This is a genomic window from Plantibacter sp. MPB07, assembly GCF_046619465.1.
In the GTDB taxonomy this organism is placed as follows: Bacteria; Actinomycetota; Actinomycetes; order Actinomycetales; family Microbacteriaceae; genus Plantibacter; species Plantibacter auratus.
Genome location: NZ_CP177043.1, coordinates 2,753,716 through 2,771,346, shown reverse-complemented (window position 1 = coordinate 2,771,346; position 17,631 = coordinate 2,753,716). Strand labels below are relative to the sequence as shown.

Annotated in this window: 18 protein-coding genes; 5 read left to right on the top strand and 13 right to left on the bottom strand. The window is 70.5% G+C overall.

All coding sequences use genetic code 11. The features are described 5' to 3' along the window. Positions 1–15 precede the first annotated feature (15 nt). Complete coding sequence (locus ACLIME_RS12795; protein ID WP_411557154.1) at positions 16–1,242, bottom strand: MFS transporter; 1,227 nt, start codon at positions 1,240–1,242, stop codon at positions 16–18. After that, the gene (locus tag ACLIME_RS12790) at positions 1,239–2,264 is read right to left on the bottom strand and encodes a zinc-dependent alcohol dehydrogenase family protein (RefSeq protein WP_411557153.1); all 1,026 of its coding nucleotides are present in this window, start codon (positions 2,262–2,264) and stop codon (positions 1,239–1,241) included. The genes ACLIME_RS12795 and ACLIME_RS12790 overlap by 4 nt, the downstream gene beginning before the upstream one ends. A gap of 128 nt (positions 2,265–2,392) precedes the next feature. On the opposite strand from ACLIME_RS12790, the gene ACLIME_RS12785 reads away from it, so the two are divergent. Then, the gene (locus ACLIME_RS12785) at positions 2,393–3,325 is read left to right on the top strand and encodes a helix-turn-helix domain-containing protein (RefSeq protein ID WP_411557152.1); all 933 of its coding nucleotides are present in this window, start codon (positions 2,393–2,395) and stop codon (positions 3,323–3,325) included. After that, the gene (locus tag ACLIME_RS12780; RefSeq protein ID WP_411557151.1) at positions 3,325–4,047 is read left to right on the top strand and encodes an SDR family NAD(P)-dependent oxidoreductase; all 723 of its coding nucleotides are present in this window, start codon (positions 3,325–3,327) and stop codon (positions 4,045–4,047) included. The genes ACLIME_RS12785 and ACLIME_RS12780 overlap by 1 nt, the downstream gene beginning before the upstream one ends. 9 nt (positions 4,048–4,056) lie before the next feature. Here ACLIME_RS12780 and ACLIME_RS12775 read toward each other — a convergent pair whose 3' ends face one another. The 9 genes from ACLIME_RS12775 to ACLIME_RS12735 all read right to left on the bottom strand — a co-directional run bounded on the left by ACLIME_RS12775 (position 4,057) and on the right by ACLIME_RS12735 (position 13,276). Then, entirely contained in the window at positions 4,057–4,926 is an 870-nt protein-coding gene (locus ACLIME_RS12775; RefSeq protein ID WP_085514317.1) for a MurR/RpiR family transcriptional regulator, read from the bottom strand. Further along, on the bottom strand, positions 4,916–5,953 hold the full coding sequence (gene murQ, locus ACLIME_RS12770) for an N-acetylmuramic acid 6-phosphate etherase (protein WP_411557150.1): 1,038 nt from the start codon (positions 5,951–5,953) through the stop codon (positions 4,916–4,918). The genes ACLIME_RS12775 and murQ overlap by 11 nt, the downstream gene beginning before the upstream one ends. Further along, on the bottom strand, positions 5,937–6,878 hold the full coding sequence (locus ACLIME_RS12765) for an N-acetylglucosamine kinase (RefSeq protein WP_411557149.1): 942 nt from the start codon (positions 6,876–6,878) through the stop codon (positions 5,937–5,939). The genes murQ and ACLIME_RS12765 overlap by 17 nt, the downstream gene beginning before the upstream one ends. Then, a complete protein-coding gene (locus ACLIME_RS12760; protein WP_411557148.1) occupies positions 6,875–8,446 on the bottom strand; it encodes a glycoside hydrolase family 3 protein in 1,572 nt (523 codons plus the stop codon). Before ACLIME_RS12760 ends, ACLIME_RS12765 begins: the two co-directional genes overlap by 4 nt. Further along, positions 8,443–9,285 (bottom strand): carbohydrate ABC transporter permease, encoded by an 843-nt coding sequence (locus ACLIME_RS12755; RefSeq protein ID WP_079706980.1) that lies wholly within the window; start codon positions 9,283–9,285, stop codon positions 8,443–8,445. The genes ACLIME_RS12760 and ACLIME_RS12755 overlap by 4 nt, the downstream gene beginning before the upstream one ends. An 83-nt stretch (positions 9,286–9,368) precedes the next feature. Further along, entirely contained in the window at positions 9,369–10,340 is a 972-nt protein-coding gene (locus ACLIME_RS12750) for a carbohydrate ABC transporter permease (RefSeq protein WP_411557147.1), read from the bottom strand. Positions 10,341–10,346: 6 nt separating this feature from the next. Further along, entirely contained in the window at positions 10,347–11,633 is a 1,287-nt protein-coding gene (locus tag ACLIME_RS12745) for a sugar ABC transporter substrate-binding protein (protein ID WP_064294926.1), read from the bottom strand. A 240-nt stretch (positions 11,634–11,873) separates the two neighbouring features. After that, positions 11,874–12,551 carry a FadR/GntR family transcriptional regulator gene (locus ACLIME_RS12740; protein ID WP_411557146.1) on the bottom strand — a complete coding sequence of 226 codons (678 nt, stop codon included), beginning with the start codon at positions 12,549–12,551 and terminating at the stop codon, positions 11,874–11,876. Continuing rightward, positions 12,548–13,276, bottom strand: coding sequence for an SDR family oxidoreductase (locus ACLIME_RS12735; protein ID WP_411557145.1), 729 nt, complete (start codon positions 13,274–13,276; stop codon positions 12,548–12,550). Before ACLIME_RS12735 ends, ACLIME_RS12740 begins: the two co-directional genes overlap by 4 nt. Before the next feature lie 116 nt (positions 13,277–13,392). On the opposite strand from ACLIME_RS12735, the gene ACLIME_RS12730 reads away from it, so the two are divergent. Together ACLIME_RS12730 and ACLIME_RS12725 are read left to right on the top strand one after the other, a co-directional pair. Then, a complete protein-coding gene (locus ACLIME_RS12730; protein ID WP_411557144.1) occupies positions 13,393–14,163 on the top strand; it encodes an SDR family NAD(P)-dependent oxidoreductase in 771 nt (256 codons plus the stop codon). 269 nt (positions 14,164–14,432) lie between these two features. Next, the gene (locus ACLIME_RS12725) at positions 14,433–15,338 is read left to right on the top strand and encodes a serine hydrolase (protein ID WP_064294922.1); all 906 of its coding nucleotides are present in this window, start codon (positions 14,433–14,435) and stop codon (positions 15,336–15,338) included. A 92-nt stretch (positions 15,339–15,430) separates the two neighbouring features. On the opposite strand, the gene ACLIME_RS12720 is transcribed toward ACLIME_RS12725, so the two are convergent. Together ACLIME_RS12720 and ACLIME_RS12715 are read right to left on the bottom strand one after the other, a co-directional pair. Beyond that, positions 15,431–15,862: an NUDIX hydrolase gene (locus ACLIME_RS12720; protein WP_411557143.1), complete on the bottom strand. Its 432-nt coding sequence runs from the start codon at positions 15,860–15,862 to the stop codon at positions 15,431–15,433. Further along, positions 15,859–16,677 (bottom strand): esterase/lipase family protein, encoded by an 819-nt coding sequence (locus ACLIME_RS12715; RefSeq protein ID WP_411557142.1) that lies wholly within the window; start codon positions 16,675–16,677, stop codon positions 15,859–15,861. The genes ACLIME_RS12720 and ACLIME_RS12715 overlap by 4 nt, the downstream gene beginning before the upstream one ends. A 136-nt stretch (positions 16,678–16,813) precedes the next feature. On the opposite strand from ACLIME_RS12715, the gene ACLIME_RS12710 reads away from it, so the two are divergent. Next, positions 16,814–17,413, top strand: a complete 600-nt coding sequence (locus tag ACLIME_RS12710; RefSeq protein ID WP_411557141.1) for a DUF4190 domain-containing protein — start codon at positions 16,814–16,816, stop codon at positions 17,411–17,413. Positions 17,414–17,631 lie beyond the last annotated feature (218 nt).

The window sequence follows — 17,631 nt, the reverse complement described above, 5'->3', positions numbered from 1 at the left end:
AGCTCGATCCGGGCCTCACCCCGCGGCGAAGGCCGAACGGCGTCCCACGATCGTGAGCAGCAGCGCCGCGAGCCCGAGGACGATCATGACCACCGGGAGGATCAGGCCGTCGAAGGTGCCGAGGAGGAGCGCCCCGAGGATACCGCCGGCGAAGATCGCGAGGTTGAACGCGACGGGCAGGAAGGAGTTGGCGACGTCCGAGTGCTCGCGACCCGACCGGGTGAGCGCCGACTGCAGCTGGGCGGAGGAGCCGCCGAAAGCCAGGCCCCACAGGACGGTCGCGATGAGGACGGCGACGATCGAGACGTGGCCGAGCAGGAGCAGCGCGCCCGCCGCGACGAACATCGCGACGCTCCCGTGGAGCAGCGCGCGCGGAGCCCGATCGATGAGCACCGCCGTGAGACCGATGCCCGCGATGGACGCGACACCGTAGACGAGCAGCACGAGATCGGCCCCGAGCCCCGTGCCCGAAGCCCGAAGGAACGGCGAGATGTAGGTGTAGACGGTGTTGTGAGCCAGCATCCAGACGACGATCACCGCGAGGACGACCGCGACACCGGGCAGGACGAGCACCTGTCGGAGCGGGAGCCGTGCCGAGCGAGGCTGCCCTGCCGCGTCGGGTACGAACACAGCGATGGACACGAGCACGACGAGCGCGAGCACCGTGAGTCCTCCGAACGCCCAGCGCCAGTCGAACGCGGTGCCCAGCCAGGCGCCGAGCGGTGTCCCGAGTGACAGCCCGGCGGGCGCTCCGACGGACACGATCGACAGTGCGAGGCCTCCACGGTCGGGCGGACTGATGCGACGTCCGTAGGCGGCGAGCATGCCCCAGACCACCCCGCAGAACGCACCGGCGACGAGCCGCGACACCAGCGCGACGACGACGTCCCCCGCGACCGCGGTCACGGTGTTCGCGAGGATGAGCCCGACGATCGCGCCGAGGAGGAGCGGCTTGCGACGCATGCCACGGGTGAGGGCGAGCGCCGGGACCGTCACGAGCACGGTCCCGAGCGCCCACACACTGATGAACTGACCGATCAGGCCCTCGCTCGTGTCGAGATCCCGGGCGATGACCGGCAGGAGTCCGGCCGGCATCGTCTCCGCGGCCACGAGGACGAACCCCATCGCGGCGAGGGCCGCCAGTGCGAACCAGGGCATCCGGGCGGGCGTCCCGGCCATGGGGAGGGTCGACGCCCCGACCGGCGCGTCCGGCGTCGAGGTGATCGGTGCCGCGGGGCTCACAGCGTCAACAGCACCTTGATCGCACGGCGCTCGTCCATGGCCCGGTAGCCCTCGGCGGCGTCCTCGAGCGGCAGCGTGAGGTCGAAGACCTTCCCCGGGTCGATCCTCCGCTCCCAGATCATCCGGATGAGCTCGGGCAGGAACCGTCGCACCGGCGCCGGCCCACCGTGGAGGTGCACCTCGGCGAAGAAGAGCTCGTCGAGCGGCAGCGAGACACCCTCGTGGGCGACGCCGACGAAGCCGACGTGGCCGCCACCGCGAGTGGAGCGGATCGCCTGCAGCATGGACTCCTCGGTGCCGACCGCCTCGATGACGCTGTGCGCGCCGAGACCGCCGGTCAGCTCCTTGATCCGTGCGACACCCTCGGCGCCGCGCTCCTCGACGATGTCGGTCGCACCGAACTCACGGGCGAGCGCCTGCCGGTCGGCGTGACGCGACATCGCGATGATGCGTTCCGCCCCGAGCTCCCGGGCCGCGAGGACGCCCATGAGCCCGACGGCCCCGTCACCGACGACCACGACCGTCTTCCCCGGCCCCACCTCGGCGGCGACCGCGGCGAACCAGCCCGTCCCGAGCACGTCGGACGCGGCGAGCAGCGAGGGGATGAGCTCCGCGTCCGGCTGCCCGGGGGTCGCCACGAGTGTGCCGTCGGCGTGGGGGATGCGTGCGAGCTGCGCCTGCGTGCCCGCGGCGACCGACACGAACTCGGCGTGCACGCACTTCGACTGGTACCCCGCCTGACAGATCTCACAGGTGTTGTCGGAGGTCACGAAGGAGCCCACGACGAAGTCGCCGACGGCGATCGTCCGCACGTCCTCGCCGACCTGCTCGACGACACCGACGTACTCGTGCCCCATGTTCGTGTGGTCGACGGGCTCGACCCCGCGGTACGGCCACAGGTCGGACCCGCAGATGCAGGTCGCCGTGAGCCGGATGACGGCGTCGGTCGGGTCGACGATGGTGGGGTCCGGTCGGTCCTCGACCCGGACGTCGCCGGGCGAGTGCATGACGACTGCGCGCATGTGTGCTCCTTCTGTCGGGTGGTGCAGGCGACCAGTCAACGCCCCGCGCGACGCGGGAGGGAGTCCCGCCTGAGAGGTGTACCGAGAGGGCACCTGTCGGCTCGCCTCGAGGACGTATCGTCGGAGGCATGGACGATCGAGCAGACGTACGCGAGTTCCTCATGACGCGTCGGGCACGGCTGACCCCGGAACTCGCCGGCCTCACCGCGGGCCCCAACCGACGGGTGGCCGGGCTGCGGCGTTCCGAGGTGGCGGCGCTCGCCGGGGTCAGTGTCGAGTACTACGCGAAGCTGGAGCGTGGGGCGATCGCCGGAGCGTCGTCGACCGTCCTCGACGCCATCGCCCGGGCGCTCCAGCTCGACGAGGCGGAACGCACCCACCTGTTCGACCTCGCCCGCGCGGCCGACGGTGTCCCGCTCTCCGGTCGGCCGCGTCGCCGGGCGGCCAAGAACCCCGCGACCCGGCCGAGCCTGCACTGGATGCTCGACGCGATCACCGACGGCATCGCCTTCGTCCGCAACACCCACCAGGACCTGCTCGCGACCAACGAGCTCGGGCGCGCGTTCTACTCGCCCGTCATCGGCGACGGCGGGCGCACCCCGAACCTCGCCCGGTTCCAGTTCCTCGACCCGGCCTCCCGGGACTTCTACCCCGACTGGGACGTCTTCGCCGAGATGTGCGTCTCGGTCATGCGTGCCGAGGCCGGCCGGGACCCGCACGACAAGGCACTGCACGACCTCGTCGGTGAGCTGTCGACCCGGAGTGACGCCTTCCGCACGCTCTGGGGAGCGCACAACGTGCGCACGCACGGCACGGGAACGAAGCGGTTCAATCACCCGATCGTCGGCGAGATGACCTTCGCCTACGAGGAGCTCGCGATCACGGCCGACCCAGGCCACGTCGTGCTCGTCTACACGGCGGAGCCCGGCTCGCCGTCCGCCGAGCGACTGCAGTTGCTCGCGAACTGGGCGGCGTCCCAGCGGGAGGCTGAGCAGGGTGACGCTGCGGCGGTCACGAACGAGCCCGACACCAGCGAGGCCGGACGGGCAGGGGGTCGCTGATGGCGCGCATCCTCGTGACCGGTGCCGCCGTCGGCCTGGGGCTCGGTGCCGCGACCGAGCTGGTCGAGCACGGGCACGAGGTGCTCGTCCATGCCCGGAGCCTCGCCCGAGCCGACGAGGTCCGGCTGCTCGACGAGCCCTCCGCGCACCTCGTCACCGGTGACCTCGCCACCCTCGACGGCGTCCAGGAGCTCGCGGAGCAGGTCGCAGCTGCCGGTCCCGTGGACGCGATCATCCACAACGCCGGCGTCCTGGACGGAGCGGCCGTCCTGCCGGTCAACGTGGTCGCGCCCTACCTGCTGAGCGCCCTGGTCCCCGCGCGGCGACTCGTGTTCCTCAGCAGCAGCATGCACCGCGGCGGCACCGCAACGCTCGACGGTCTCGACTGGTCGGGTTCGACGAGGACGGCGAGCTACTCCGACAGCAAACTCCTCGTGACCGTCCTCGCGGCGGCCATCGCGCGAGTGCGTCCCGGGGTGTTCAGCAACGCGGTCGACCCGGGGTGGGTCCCGACACGGATGGGCGGCCCGAACGCGCCCGACGACCTGGAACTCGGGCACCGGACCCAGGTGGCGCTCGCCGAAGGGCGCGGCGCAGACACCTCCGGCTACTGGCACCATCAGCGACGCGAGGAGCCGCACCGCGCGGTCCGCGACGAGGCGTTCCAGGACGAGCTGCTGCTCGCCCTCGCCGAGCACGCGGGCGTCTCGCTGCTGCCGTGATCTCCGAACTCAGGTGTCGATGCGGTGGTCCTGGATCGACTCGTAGGTGACGCGGAGCGACTCCGCCGCGGCGTCGTAGCGACGCTGGGCGACGCGGATGAAGAGTAAGTCGACGAGCGCGAGCTGGGCGATGCGCGAGGACATCGCACCCGAGCGGTATCGGCTCTCCCTCGCCTGCGTCGCGAGGACGAGGTCGCAGCGGCTCGCGATGGGGGAGTCGGGGAAGTTGGTGATGCACACGGTCGTCGCGCCGGCTGCCCGCGCGAGCTGCATCGCCTGCTCGGTCTCGACCGTGAGCCCGGAGTGCGAGATGCCGATGGCGACGCCACCCGGCCCGAGGAGGGCGGCCGAGGGCAGTGCGAGGTGGGCGTCGACGAAGGTGTTGGCCGGCATGCCGATCCGGTAGAGCTTCTGGTGGAGGTCCTGCGCCGTGAGGTTCGAGGACCCGAAGCCGATGATGTCGATCCGTGGGGCGACGAGGAGGGCGTCGACGACCGCGTCCAGGGCGTCGCGGTCGAGCGAGCGGGCGGTGAGCTCGATCGCCTGCACCTCCTGGTACGCGACCTTCGCGACGACCGTCTCCACCGAGTCGTCCGGGTCGATGTCGGCGTCGTCGACCTCGAACCGGTCACGCTCCGCCTGCTCGCGACTCGTGGAGGTCGCGACGGCCACCCGGAACTCCCGGTAGCCGGTGTACCCGATGGTCTGGCAGAACCGCGCGACGGTCGCCTGGGAGGTGCCGCACGCCTTCGCGAGTTCGGTGATGGTCAACTCGACGACGAGCGAGGGGGTGCCGATGATGGTCTCGGCGACGCGCGTCTCGGCGGCGCTCAGACGAGGGATCGCCTGGCGGAGCACGAGCAGCGCGTCAGTGGACATCCGGTGCGGCCCCCGTCGGGTCTTCGACGGAGTGCGCTGCGATGGCCGCACTGAGGGAGCCGTCGCCACCACGGAGGCGGGCGACTGCTTCATCTGCGGCGATGCCGGTCACGAGGACGAGGATAGCGGCCTTCACCCAGCCGTCCACGGATGCGAGCGTCTTCGCGGCCGTGGCGGCGTCGACGTCGGTCGCCAGCATGACCGTGCGTTCCGCCCGCGCCCGCAGCTTCTCGTTCGTGGTGAGGAGGTCGACCATGAGGTTCCGGTACGTCTTCCCGAGCCGCACCATCGTGATCGTCGACAGCATGTTGAGCACGAGCTTCTGCGCCGTCCCCGCCTTCAGCCGGGTCGATCCCGTGAGGAGCTCCGGACCGACGACCGCCTCGATGCCGATGTCCGCGTCCCGGGCGAGTGGGGAGCCGGCGTTGCACGACAGGCCGATGGTGATCGCACCGATCGAGCGCGCGTATTCGAGGGCGCCCAGGACGTAGGGCGTGCGACCGGATGCGGAGACACCCACGACGGCGTCGTCCGCGGTGATCGACAGCGATTCCAGATCCGCCCGACCGAGGTCGTCGCGGTCCTCGGCGTTCTCCACCGCCTGCTGGATGGCGCCCGGACCACCCGCGATGAGCCCGACGATGAGGCCGGGGTCGGTCCCGAACGTGGGTGGCGCCTCACTCGCGTCGAGGATGCCCATCCGTCCGGCGGTCCCGGCGCCCAGGTAGACGAGTCGTCCGCCCCGGCGGAGGCACTCGACGATCGCTTCGACGGCCTCGGCGATCTCGGGTTCGACGGCCGCGATGGCGTCGGGGACGGAACGGTTGTCCTCGTTCATCGCGGCGACGAGTTCCCGCGTGGAGAGGGCGTCGAGGTCGGGGTGTCGCTCGTTCACCTGCTCCGTCGAGAGGGTGGCGAGCTCCGCGCGGATGGTGTCGCGGTCGGAGGTCAGCCCTGCGGTGATCGGCCCAGGTCCTTCGACAGGCTCAGGGACCGGTGGTGAGGCGCTCTCAGACTGCGTGGACATCGTCGCGCACGACCCTTCCGTCGTAGGAGATCGCGGTGTCGAGTGCGACGAGCCTGGCTCCGTCGAGCGCGTCACCGCGGGGTGCGACGAGGTCGACGCCGACCTCGTGCATGGCCGTCGCGAGATGTGCGGCGACGTAGGGGTGGGAGGCGATCCCGCCGACGACGCACACGGCGCCCGTGCCGGCGGCGGCGGCGCTCACGGCGAGGTGGGCGCAGGCGGCGTCGACGATGTCCGCGGCGACGGCGTCGCCCTCCTCGGCTCGGATGATGACCGTGGGCGCGAAGGTGCCGAGTTGGCGGGCCGGTGCTCCGGTGCTGGAGACCCAGCGGGGGAGCGCGGGGATCGATCCGATGAGCGCCTCGGCGTCGGCGAGCAACGTGGTCGCGGGGCCGCGCCCGTCGAAGGCACGCATGCACGCCTCGAGGCCCTGCTGCCCGATCCATCGACCGCTGCCCTCGTCTCCGAGCCAGGGACCCCACCCGTCGATCTGCTTCACGGAGCCGTCGGCGTCGACGTCGAACACGACGGATCCGGTGCCGGCGATGAGTACCGTGCCGGGACCACCGGCGAAGGCGCCGGCGTGGGCTGCCAGGGCGTCGTTCACGACGGCGATCGTCGCTCCGAGCGCCAGGCGAAGCTCGGCGGTGAACGCAGCGACCTCGTGCGGTGCCGCCTCCACCCCGGCGGCGCCGATACCCACGTGCTGCACCTCGGCGAGGAGGCCCGCCGGAAGGTGCGCGACCGTCTCGAGGACTGCGCGGGCGGACAGCTCCGCACCCTCGTGGTCGGCGAGGCCCGGTGCACCGTGGCCGCGGGCCTCCGCGAGGACGGTCAGGTCGTCGACGGACCCGCTCGTGATACGGGCGCGGCAGGAGGTCTTCCCGAGATCGATGGCGAGGACGGGTGCTGCGAGGTGGTTCATGATCCGTTCCGGTGGTGCTGGTCGTACTGATGGCGCATCGGCGCCGCGGTGGAGGCCGTGGTGAGGAGTTCGGTGACCCGGTCGGCGGACGCCCGGGAGGCCGCGAGCGTGTCGATCACCGGCAGGGGCAGGACGGCGTCCTCGGAGATCGGCAGCCCGACGCTCACGACGACGGCGTCCGGGCGGACCAGCGCGACGCGGTCCACCGCGAGCCGCTGCGGGGTGTCGTCGCCGAGACGGTCCGAGAGGAGGACGACCCCGTCGTCGGCGGGGATCGTCGCGAGCAGGAGGGTCAGCTCATCGGAGGCGGGCGCCTCGGCCTGCGGATCCGGTGTCCGGAGGCTCGGGCCGGCAGCGAGCCGGGTGACGTCGAACCGTTCGGCGAGTGACTCGGCGAACGGATCGTGGGCCGAGGCGACGGCGAACGTCGGTCGGTCGCGGAGGTCGACGAGGGTGATCGCCGAGGCCGTGATGGCGACGTCGCCCCGGACGCGCACGACCCGCCGGATGGCGTCGGAGAAGCGCCCTTCGACAAGCTCAGGGACCGGGGAAGGGCTGACAGACCGCGCGAGCCACGCCACACGGGCGGCCGCGCGCTCGACGATCGCTCGATCGAGCTCGCCGTCGGCGACTGCGGCGCAGACCGCCTCGAACACCTCGAGGTAGTCGTCCTCGTCGGTCGTCGCGCCCTGCTTCGGCCCGAGGTTGGACGGGTTGCCGATGCAGAGCAGGTCGACGCCGGCCTCGAGGGCGAGGACAGCGCCGCGTCCTGAGCCGGTGGTGGACCGGATGGCGGCCATGTCGAGCGCGTCGGAGATGATCACGCCGTCGAAGCCGCTTTCGCGCAGCCGACGGAGGGGGATCGGGTTGAGCGTCGCCGGGGCGTCACCGAACGCCGGGACGACGATGTGGGCGGTCATGACACTCGCGACGCCGGCGGCGATCGCCGCGTCGAACGGTGGCAGGTGCTCGGCTTCGAGCTCCGCCAGGTCCAGGTCGATGCGGGGCAGATCCAGGTGCGAGTCGCTCGCCGTGTCGCCGTGGCCGGGGTAGTGCTTGACGCAGGCGGCGACCCCGCCGGTCTGCAGACCGTCGACCATCGCGGCGACGTGGCGGGAGACGAGCTCGGCGGTGGGGCCGAACGAGCGCACCCCGATCACCGGGTTCGCTGGGTTGGTGTTCACATCGGCGACGGGCGCGAGGGCGACGTTCGCCCCGGCGGCGTGGAGCCGCTCGGCGAGTGCCGCACCCACCGCGCGCGTCGTCTCGACGTCGTCGAGTGCACCGAGCTGCGCATGCCCGGGCAGGGTGGAGCCCGTCTGCGCCTCGAGGCGGGAGACGTTGCCGCCCTCCTCGTCGACGCCGATGAGGATCTCGGGCCGGTGGTCGCGGAGTTCGGCCGACAGCGCCGCGACCTCCGCGGGGTCCGAGGAGAGGTTCTGCCCGAAGTACACGACGCCCGCGAGGCCGCCGTCCAGCTCGCGCAGCAGCCAGTCCGGGGCGGTCCGGCCGAGGAAGCCCGGCCAGAGGACGCCCCGGACGAGCCGCGCGACGTCGGGGTCGATCATCCCTTCACCGCTCCGGACACCAGTCCGCCCGAGAGGCGGCGCTGCACGAGGATGAAGAAGATCATGACCGGGATCGTGATGATGGTCGACGCCGCCATGACCGAACCCCAGTCGTTGGAGTTCAGGCCGAAGAACTGCTTGAGGCCGATGGCCACCGTGTAGTTCTCCGTCGAGCCGCCGAGCAGGGTCATCGCGAAGATGAACTCGTTCCAGGCCGTGATGAAGCTGAACACGCTCGTCGCGACGAGGCCGGGGGCCACGAGCGGGAGCATGATCGAGCGGAACATGCGCCACCAGCTGGCGCCGTCGAGGAACGCCGCCTCTTCGAGCTCCACGGGCACCGCCGCGACGAAGCCGCGCAGCATCCAGATGCCGAACGGCAGTGCGAGCGCGACGTACACGATGATGAGCCCGAGCAGCGTGTTGAGCAGCTGCAGGTCACGGATCTGCACGAACAGCGGGATCACGAGCGCCTCGAGCGGCACCATCTGCACGACGAGGATCATGAGCAGCACCGCGGTGCGGAACTTGAACCGGAAGCGGGCGACCGCGACCGACGCCAGGAGCGCGACGGCGGCGGAGATGAGCACCGTCGCACCGGCGACGATCGCGGAGTTGCGGAGGAAGACCGCGAACCCGCCGTCGGTCAGCACCGACTCGAAGTTCGTGAACGACAACTCCTTCGGGAAGAAGGACTGGCCGCCGCTCGACGCCTGCGCGTCGAACGCGCTCGACAGCATCCAGTACGCCGGGAACAGCGTGAACACGAGCAGGAGGGTGACGAGGATCGCCTTGACGGTGTTCGAGCGGATCTTCCGACCGCTCGCCTTCCGGTGCATCGGGACCTGCGGCTTGGTGGACCGGTCGGTGCCCGGCCCTTGAGCCTGTCGACGGGCGGCGGTGGGGGCGGGAGCGTGGGTGGTCACAGTTCGTCCTCCTTCATGAGGGCGCGGATGTAGACGATCGTGATGCCGAGCAGGACGAGCGTCAACAGCACCGCGATCGCGGAGCCGAAGCCGTAGCGGTTCTGCCCGAAGGACTCCACGTACGACCACACGCCGAGGTTCAACACCTCGCGGTTCGAGCCGGAACCACCCGGCATGAGGTAGATCTGCGCGAACACCTTGAAGTCCCAGATGGTCGACAGGATGATCACGACCGAGAACACCTGGCGCAGCGACGGGAAGGTGATCTGGAAGAAGCGACGGAACGCGCCCGCCCCGTCCATCTCGGCGGCTTCCAGCATCTCCTTGGACACGCCGAGCAGGCCGGCGAGGACGGTGATGGCCACGAACGGGAAGCCGTGGTGGATCACGTTCAGCAGCGCGATGCCGTAGAACGTGAACTGGTTCGTGAACCAGTTGAAGGGCTCGTCCATGAGCCCGAGCCCCATGAGCGTCTGGTTGACGATGCCGCGGTCGGCGTCGAAGATCCAGACCCAGACGTAGGTGCCGGTGACGGCGGGCATCGCCCAGGCGACCATGATGGCGCTGCCGACGATGGTGCGCCAGAAGGAGCCGAGGTTCGCCATGAGCAGGGCGACGAGGGTGCCGAGGACGACCGTACCGATGACGGCGGCCGCGGCGAAGAAGACGGTGTTCGGGAGGACGACGGTCCAGAGGGTCGGGTCGGCGAAGACCTCGGCGTAGTTGGCGCCGCCGTTGAAGTTGGTGTCGCCGCTGACGATCTCGCGCAGGCCGTAGTCCTGCAGGGAGAACAGGACGACGCGGATGAGCGGCCAGAGGAGGAGCACGGCGAGGACGAGGAGTGCCGGCGCGAGCAGCAGCCAGGGGCGGGTGCGCATCAGGAGGCGCAGCCGCTTGGGGGAGGGGCCCCCGGCCACCCGCGAAGCGGGGGCTTCGCGGGTGACCGTGGGCGGGGTGAGGGTCGACACGATCGGCTACTTGCCGTTCATGATGTCGTCCATCTCCTTGGCGGCATCGGTCGTCGCCTGGTCGACCGACTTGCTTCCGGAGAGGATGGCCTGGATCATCGCGTTGGTGGTCTTCTTCGCCTGCACCGCACCGAACTTCGGGGTCACGGGGAGGGAAGCGCCGCCGTCGACGAACTGCTCGGCGAAGGGCTTCACCAGCGGGTCGTCGCTCTCGGTCGAGTCACTGAGGAGCGAGGTCTGGCCGGGGAAGTAGCCGGTCTGCTCGGCCCACTCGGAGGCGAACTTGCCGGTGGTCATCATCTCGATGAACTGGAACGCGAGGTCCTTGTTCTTCGAGGTGTTGAACATGCTGAGGTGCGAACCGCCGAGCACGGAGGGCGACATGCCGCCGTCTTCACCCGGGATCGGGATGGCGGCGAACTTGCCCTCGAGCTCCGGGTTCTTCTGGACGATCGTCGCCGGGGTCCAGGAGCCCATGATCGCCATGGCGACCTTGTCCTGCACGAAGTTGTCGAGGACGTCCGTCTCCTTCCAGGTGGTGGCACCCGAGGAGGAGAGGTCGTACTTGGTGGCCAGGTCGGTCCAGAACTGGATGCCCTTGCGTGAGTCGTCGCTCGCGAGCCCCGACTTCCAGGTGTCGCCGTCGAGCTCGGAGACCTCGCCGCCGGCGCCCCAGACCCAGGGGTACGCCGTGAACTCGGCGTCACCGGGGACGGGGAACGGGATCATGTCGGGCTTGGCGGCCTTGATCGCGGTGCCGGCGTCGATGATCTCCTGCCAGGTGGTCGGCGCCTTGAGGCCGAGCTCCTCGAAGACGTCGGTGCGGTAGACGATCGAGCGGACGCCGGCGTACCACGGCATGCCGTAGAGCTCGCCGTCGTACGTACCGGAGTCGGCGAGGCCCTTGACGAGGTCGTCCTTCAGGCCGGCCTTGTCGACGTAGTCGCCGATGGGGGCGAGGGCGCCGGCATCGGCGAACTCGGCCGTCCAGGTGGTGCCCGTCTCGGCGACGTCGGGGGTGGTGTTCCCGGCGATCGACGTCACGAAGCGGTCGTGGGCGTCGGCCCACTGCACGTACTCGACCTTGAGGGTGGCGCCGGTCTCCTTCTTGAAGGCCGAGCCGACCTCCTTGAAGAAGGCCTCGGAGTCGGGGTTGGTGCCCTGCATGATCCAGACGGTGAGCGTCTGGCCGTCTGCCGAGACGTCGCCTGAGCCGGAACCGCCACCGGCACAGGCGGTGAGGCCGAGTGCCGCGGTGGCGAGGACGGCCAGCGGAAGGGTGCGCTTGCGCATGGTGCTGCTCCTCGATTCTGGGATCGGGAGTCCGGGCCGTCGTTGGCCCGGGATCCGGAGTGACCGGGAAACCGCGGTCGATCCCTGCTGTTTTCAGTGGGTGTGGAAACAGTATTCAATAAGTACAGGAAGCTTGCAAATATTTTCCAGCACTGCAACACGGTCGTTACCTGCGTGACGGACGTGTTTCACGAAGCTGCGAGAACCGTGAGTGCGAGGGGCGGTCGGGCATCGCCGCCGTCAGGCCGTGCGGAGGATGATCACGCGCATCGTCGCGGCGGCCCGCTCGCCGTCCTGCGCCTCGATCGCCGACGCGAGGTCCGTGTGCAACGCCGCGTCGTGGTGGTCGATGCCGTCGCCGGGCAGCTGGTCCACACGATCCCGGAGGGCCTCGTCGACGGCGTCGCCGACCCGGTCGAGGATCGGGTTCGCCGCCGCGCGCCGGATGAGGCGATGCAGCAGGAGGTCGGCCTCGAGGAACGCGATCGGATCCTGGCGAACCGCAGCCGCGCGGAGCGCCTCACTCGTCACGCGGAGCTCGCGGGCGTCGTCGTCGCTGCGTCGCTCGGCCGCGAGCCGTGCCGACTCCGGCTCGGTCGCGGTGCGGAGTTCGCGGATCGCGAGGAGGGTGGACTCCCGTCGTCCGCTCGCCAACGCCCAGCGGAGCACCCGAGGCTGCAACCAGTCCCAGCTCGACGACGGCTGCACGGTGTGGCCGACGTGCGCCTTGCTGGCGAGGAGTCCCATGCCGGAGAGCACGCGGGTCGCCTCCCGGACCACCGAGCGGGAATGTCCGGCCATGGCGACCAGCTCGTCCACCGTGCACACCGTGCCGGCGGGCAGTCCGCCGTCGACGATGTCGGTACCGATCCGGTCGAGCGTCCGTTCGAAGGCCGACGTCCCCGGTGCGCGGCTCACGCCCGTGCTGACGGACGGGTGGGGGAGATCACGAGCTCATCGATCCGCACGTGTGGCGGGCCGTCGAGGATGAACCGCACGGCGCGGCCGATGTCCTCGGGTGTCAGCATCGTCTCGCGCGCCGCAGCGTCCGGCACCTGCGGCCGCATGGAGAGGAACGGGGTGTCGACGTCGCCCGGGCAGAGGTGGGTGGCGCCGACGCCGCGGAGTCCCTCCTCCTCGTTGAGGGTCGCGCAGAGCGAGGCGAGCGCGGTCTTGCTCGCGCTGTAGGCGACGCCACCTTTCGTCGAGAAGCGCCAACCGGCGAAGGAGGAGATGACGACGATCCGTCCCTGTGCGTCCCTGATGGTGGGCAGCGCGAGGTCGATCGTCCGGGCGACCGAGGTGAGGTTGGTGTCGACGATCGCGGCGAACTCCGTCATCGACTGGTCGTCCCACCGACGCCGTGGTGCGTTCAGCCCCGCCGCCGTGACGAGGTCGTCGACCGGGCCGAGTCCGGCGACGATGCGTTCGTGGGCTCGGGTGAGCGAAGCGGGGTCCGTCGCGTCGGCCTCCGCGGCGAGGGCAGTACCACCGGCGGAGGTGACGGCTTCGACGGTCTCGAGGAGCGCCTCGCGGCGTCGACCCGTCACGGCGACGCGCCAGCCCGCCTCAGCGGCAGACACCGCCACGGCCTGCCCCATGCCGCTGCCGCCACCCGTCACCCAGAGCACTCGATCCGTCATGACGCCAGTATATCGAGCTGATCGATCATAAGTATGTTTTACTCGCCTGGTGCGCACGCTGCCGTCGACATCGGGTCGACGCGTCGACGGACGCGCTCAAACGACGGGAGACACCGATGCTGCTGGACCTGACGGATCGACGGGTGATCGTGACCGGAGGTGCTCGCGGAATCGGGCTCACCCTCGTGGAGTCCTTCCTCGCCGAGGGGTCCCGCGTCGCGGTGCTCGACCTCGACGTCTCCTCCCTGGACGCGCTCGTGGCGTCCCGCCACGGCGACCTCGTCGCCATCGCATGCGACGTGCGTTCCGAGGAATCGGTGTCGAGCGCGGTCGCGGCGGCTGCCGCCGGGCTCGGAGGGATCGACGTCCTCGTGAACAACGCCGGGGTCAACGTGCAGTCACTGCTCGAGGAGACGAGCGACGCCGCGTGGACGAGGTGCTTCGACGTCAACGTCGGCGGCGTCTTCCGGGTGTCGAAGGCGGTCATCCCGTATCTGAAGGAACAGCGCTCCGGCCGCATCATCAACGCCGCGAGCTTCGCCGCGGTCATCCCGAGCGTCGGCAGCGCGGCCTACGCGGCGTCGAAGTCCGCGGTGGTGCAGCTCACCAGGGTCCTCGCGAGCGAACTGGGGCCGTGGGGCATCACGGTGAACGCCTACGCCCCCGGCATGGTGCCGACGGCGATGAACGGCTTCGCCGAGCTCCCGACGGCGCAGCAGGACGAACTCCTCGACACGCTCTCGGTGCGCCGATGGGAGGAACCGGAGGACGTCGCGAACGTCGTCCGGTTCCTCGCGAGCGACCAGGCGGGCTACGTCACCGGTGCGCTGATCGACGTCAGCGGCGGCAAGTTCGCGACCCAGTTCCCAGCCCGCGCTCGCCCCTGATCAGGCTCTGAGCCCGACGGGATCCGGGCGGTGGACCGACCGGATTCGCGGGCGATGGAAGCGACGGATGTCGGACCGACGCGCCCGGGAACGACGTTCCCAGGCCCAGATTCGCAGCCAGCGCGAAGGGCGCTTACGATACCGTGGACGGCACATCCGGAGGCCCGCTGCGCGGGTCGTCGGACGGCCGTCGAGTGGGCTGACCGGGGCAGGTCCACACCCGCAGGATCGTCGGGATCACCATCTGGAGCAGAGGAGTTCGGTCAGCCGTGGCTTCACGAGTGCACGAGTCGGAACGTCGCCGTTCGCGCGATGCGCGTCGAGGGCGCCACCGTGCCTCCGCCCAGATCGAACCCTTCACCCGCGGGTTCAGCGCCCTCGGTGAGCTGGCCGCGTCGGGTGCGCAGGTCAGCCTCCGGATCAACGACATCACCACCGGCGAGATGCTCATGTCGGCCGACGACCACGTCGTCGTGCCCACTGCCTCGATCGGCAAGGTCCTCCTCCTCATCGAGGTCGCGGCCCGTCTGGGCGACGCCGACTTCAGCGGGCTCACCATCCTCGACCGCGAGCCACTCGACGCCGTCGCCGACTCCGGGATCTGGCAGCACCTCCAAGCGCCGTCCCTCCCGGTCGCCGACCTCGCAGCCCTCGTCGGCGCGACGAGCGACAACCTCGCCACGAACGTCCTGCTCCGCCACATCGGCCTCGACGCCGTCCGCCACCGTGCCGAGGAGATCGGGCTGAAGCGCACGGCCCTCCTCGACATCGTCCGCGACCACCGCGGCCCCGACAACGCACCGCAGCTCTCCGTCGGGTCCGCCCGCGAACTCGCCTGGCTGTTCCAGGCACTCGCGACGGGCGAGATCGTCGACGCCACCACGAGCCGCCGGGTCCTGGCCTGGTTGTCGCTCAACACCGACCTCTCGCTCGTCGCCTCGGGCTTCGGGCTCGACCCATTGGCCCACCGTGAGCCCGACCACGGCATCCAGCTCTTCAACAAGACCGGTTCCGGGGTCGGTGTGCGAGCCGAGGCGGGTATCCTCCGCGGCCCGAACGGTGCCGTGAGCTACGCCGTGTGCACGAGCTACGACGACACGGAGCTCGGCACGCGCCTCGGGGTGGTCGACGCCGTCCGGATCCTCGGCCAGGACCTCCTCGAGTACGTGCACTGAGCCGGTCTCACTCATCCGGTCCCTGGTCGGCCGGTCCCTGAGCTTGTCGAAGGGCTCACCCCCGCCGGTCCCTGAGCGTGTTGAAGGGCTCCTCAGTCGATGAGCCCCGCCGCCGCGAGGCGTTCGAGCACGTCGCGCCCCGCAGGTGGGCAGCGGTCGAGTGACCCCGTACCCACCCAGTGGACCGCGCTCACTTCGGCGGAGGGCGTCGGTGTCTCGTCCGTCTCGGCCGCGAAGACGTGCATCCGCACGAGCCGGCCGTCGGGTTCGCCGTGCGCCTGCGTGACCACCGTGAACAACGGCGACACCTGCGCCGGATCGATCTCGACCGCGACCTCCTCGCGTGCCTCCCGGACGGCGGCCTCGGCGGGCGTCTCGCCCGCGTCGATCTTCCCGCCCGGCATGTAGAGGACGTCGCGGCCGCGAGCCGTCACCATGAGCACCCGCCGCCCGCGGACGATCGCGACCGCGGACACGAGGATGTCGGGGAGCGCGCTGCCCGAGCCCTCTGGTGCGCGGCTCACCGGTCGGCCGGGCGCTCGGTGTCGGGTGCGGGCCGCACCCGATCGGCGAACCCGTCGACGGCGAGTTCCACGGCGTCCTTGAGCTCGTCCGTGCTGAGGATCACGAAGTGACCCGGCACCGGGAGGAGCACGTTCGTCGCCCCGGGCAGCACGCTGCTGGACGGCACGTGCGGGTCGAAGGTGCTGTAGATCGAGACGATGTCGGCGTTGACGTCGTGCGGGGCGCCGAGCGCGACGATGGTCTCGTCCGTCGGGAGGAAGGCGCGGAGGCTCGGGTCGACGACGTACTTCGCGAGCACCGACCCGGAGAACGGCGAGCAGATCGCGACGACCCCGAGCAGGCCCAGCCGCTCGCGTTCGGTGAGGAGCAGCTCCTTTCCGACAAGGCCACCCTTGCTGTGCGCGACGATGACGCACCCGGCGGCGGGCTTCGGCAACCGCCCGAGCGCGCGGGCGAAGCGGGCCGCCGTGTCGCGGATGGGTTTGCGGTTGTATCCGAGGCCGCGGGCGATGCGGATCCGGTAGCCGTCGGCGTTCAGGCGGTCGGCGACCGGCTTCAGGAACGCCCAGGTCTCGTACACGCCGGGGATGAGGACGACGACGGGGCGACTCGCGTCACCTCGGACGTACTCCCTCGGGATTCGGCCGCTGAAGAAGGCCCGCGTGTGCCAGACGACGGAGTGGACCCAGTCGACGGCGACGATCCCGGCGATGGTCAGGGCGCCAGGCCGCTCGGCGACCGGCGGGGCATCGGCGAGCGTGACGTCCTCGGCTTCCGCCACCGACTCCTCGTCCATCCGCACCCCCTCGTCCATCTTGCCACCGCCTCCGGTGCCCGCCGCGCGAGCCCAGTGAACATCAGGGATCGCGGGTTACCCTGTGTTGACAAGGCGACGGCGCGCTGCAAGCATGAGTCCGTTCGTCGAACCCCTATGCGCGAGGTGCACCTTCATGACTGATCCGAACTCCGGCCAGCCGAACGACCCATACGGTCAGAGCCAGAACCCCCAGCAGCCGGCCTACGGCGAATCTCAGGTTCCGCCGGCTCCGCAGTACGGCGAACAGGCTCCGCAGTACGGCCAGCCTTCGCCCTACGGTGAGCAGTCGGGCCAGCAGGCTCCGCAGTACGGCGAGCAGCCGAAGTACGGTCAGCCGCAGGCGCCCTACGGCGAGCAGCAGAACCCCTACGGCCAGCCGCAGGCACCCTACGGGCAGCAGCAGAACCCCTACGGCCAGCCAGCCGCTCCGTACGGACAGCCCCAGGCGCCGTACGGCTACGCGCAGCCGACCGGCCCGAAGACGAACGTCATGGCGATCATCTCGCTCATCGCCCCGTTCGTCGGGTTCGGCGTCGTCGGCCTCGTGCTCGGCATCATCGCGCTCGGTCAGATCAAGCGGACCGGTGAGCAGGGCCGCGGCCTGGCCCTCGCCGGCACCATCGTGAGCGGCGTGTCGGTCCTCGCCGGCATCATCGTGATCATCTTCTACTTCCTGATCATCGCCGGCGCGATCGCCGGCGCGAGCTCGTACGACTACAACTACGACTACTGATCCACGGCCTGCTCCGCAGGCGGATCACGACGGGCATCGGCATCGCGCCGGTGCCCGTTCGTCGTTCCAGCGCCCCTCCCGTCCCGGTCCCTGGGCGGCAACCCTCCTCCCGTACCTGAGTAGCACCCCTCTCCGGTCCCTGAGCGGCACCCCCGGTCCCTGATCGGTAACCCTCTCCGGTCCCTGAGCTTGTCGAAGGGCGGTGCGTGAACCGTTCC

Bases quoted from the DNA above. Each gene is read 5' to 3' on its own strand.
- ACLIME_RS12790 (WP_411557153.1), bottom strand. From the start codon at position 2,264: ATGCGCGCAGTCGTCATGCACTCGCCCGGCGACGTCCGGGTCGAGGAC.
- ACLIME_RS12785 (WP_411557152.1), top strand. From the start codon at position 2,393: ATGGACGATCGAGCAGACGTACGCGAGTTCCTCATGACGCGTCGGGCA.
- ACLIME_RS12780 (WP_411557151.1), top strand. From the start codon at position 3,325: ATGGCGCGCATCCTCGTGACCGGTGCCGCCGTCGGCCTGGGGCTCGGT.
- ACLIME_RS12775 (WP_085514317.1), bottom strand. From the start codon at position 4,926: ATGTCCACTGACGCGCTGCTCGTGCTCCGCCAGGCGATCCCTCGTCTG.
- murQ (WP_411557150.1), bottom strand. From the start codon at position 5,953: ATGTCCACGCAGTCTGAGAGCGCCTCACCACCGGTCCCTGAGCCTGTC.
- ACLIME_RS12765 (WP_411557149.1), bottom strand. From the start codon at position 6,878: ATGAACCACCTCGCAGCACCCGTCCTCGCCATCGATCTCGGGAAGACC.
- ACLIME_RS12760 (WP_411557148.1), bottom strand. From the start codon at position 8,446: ATGATCGACCCCGACGTCGCGCGGCTCGTCCGGGGCGTCCTCTGGCCG.
- ACLIME_RS12755 (WP_079706980.1), bottom strand. From the start codon at position 9,285: ATGCACCGGAAGGCGAGCGGTCGGAAGATCCGCTCGAACACCGTCAAG.
- ACLIME_RS12745 (WP_064294926.1), bottom strand. From the start codon at position 11,633: ATGCGCAAGCGCACCCTTCCGCTGGCCGTCCTCGCCACCGCGGCACTC.
- ACLIME_RS12735 (WP_411557145.1), bottom strand. From the start codon at position 13,276: ATGACGGATCGAGTGCTCTGGGTGACGGGTGGCGGCAGCGGCATGGGG.
- ACLIME_RS12730 (WP_411557144.1), top strand. From the start codon at position 13,393: ATGCTGCTGGACCTGACGGATCGACGGGTGATCGTGACCGGAGGTGCT.
- ACLIME_RS12715 (WP_411557142.1), bottom strand. From the start codon at position 16,677: ATGGACGAGGGGGTGCGGATGGACGAGGAGTCGGTGGCGGAAGCCGAG.
- ACLIME_RS12710 (WP_411557141.1), top strand. From the start codon at position 16,814: ATGACTGATCCGAACTCCGGCCAGCCGAACGACCCATACGGTCAGAGC.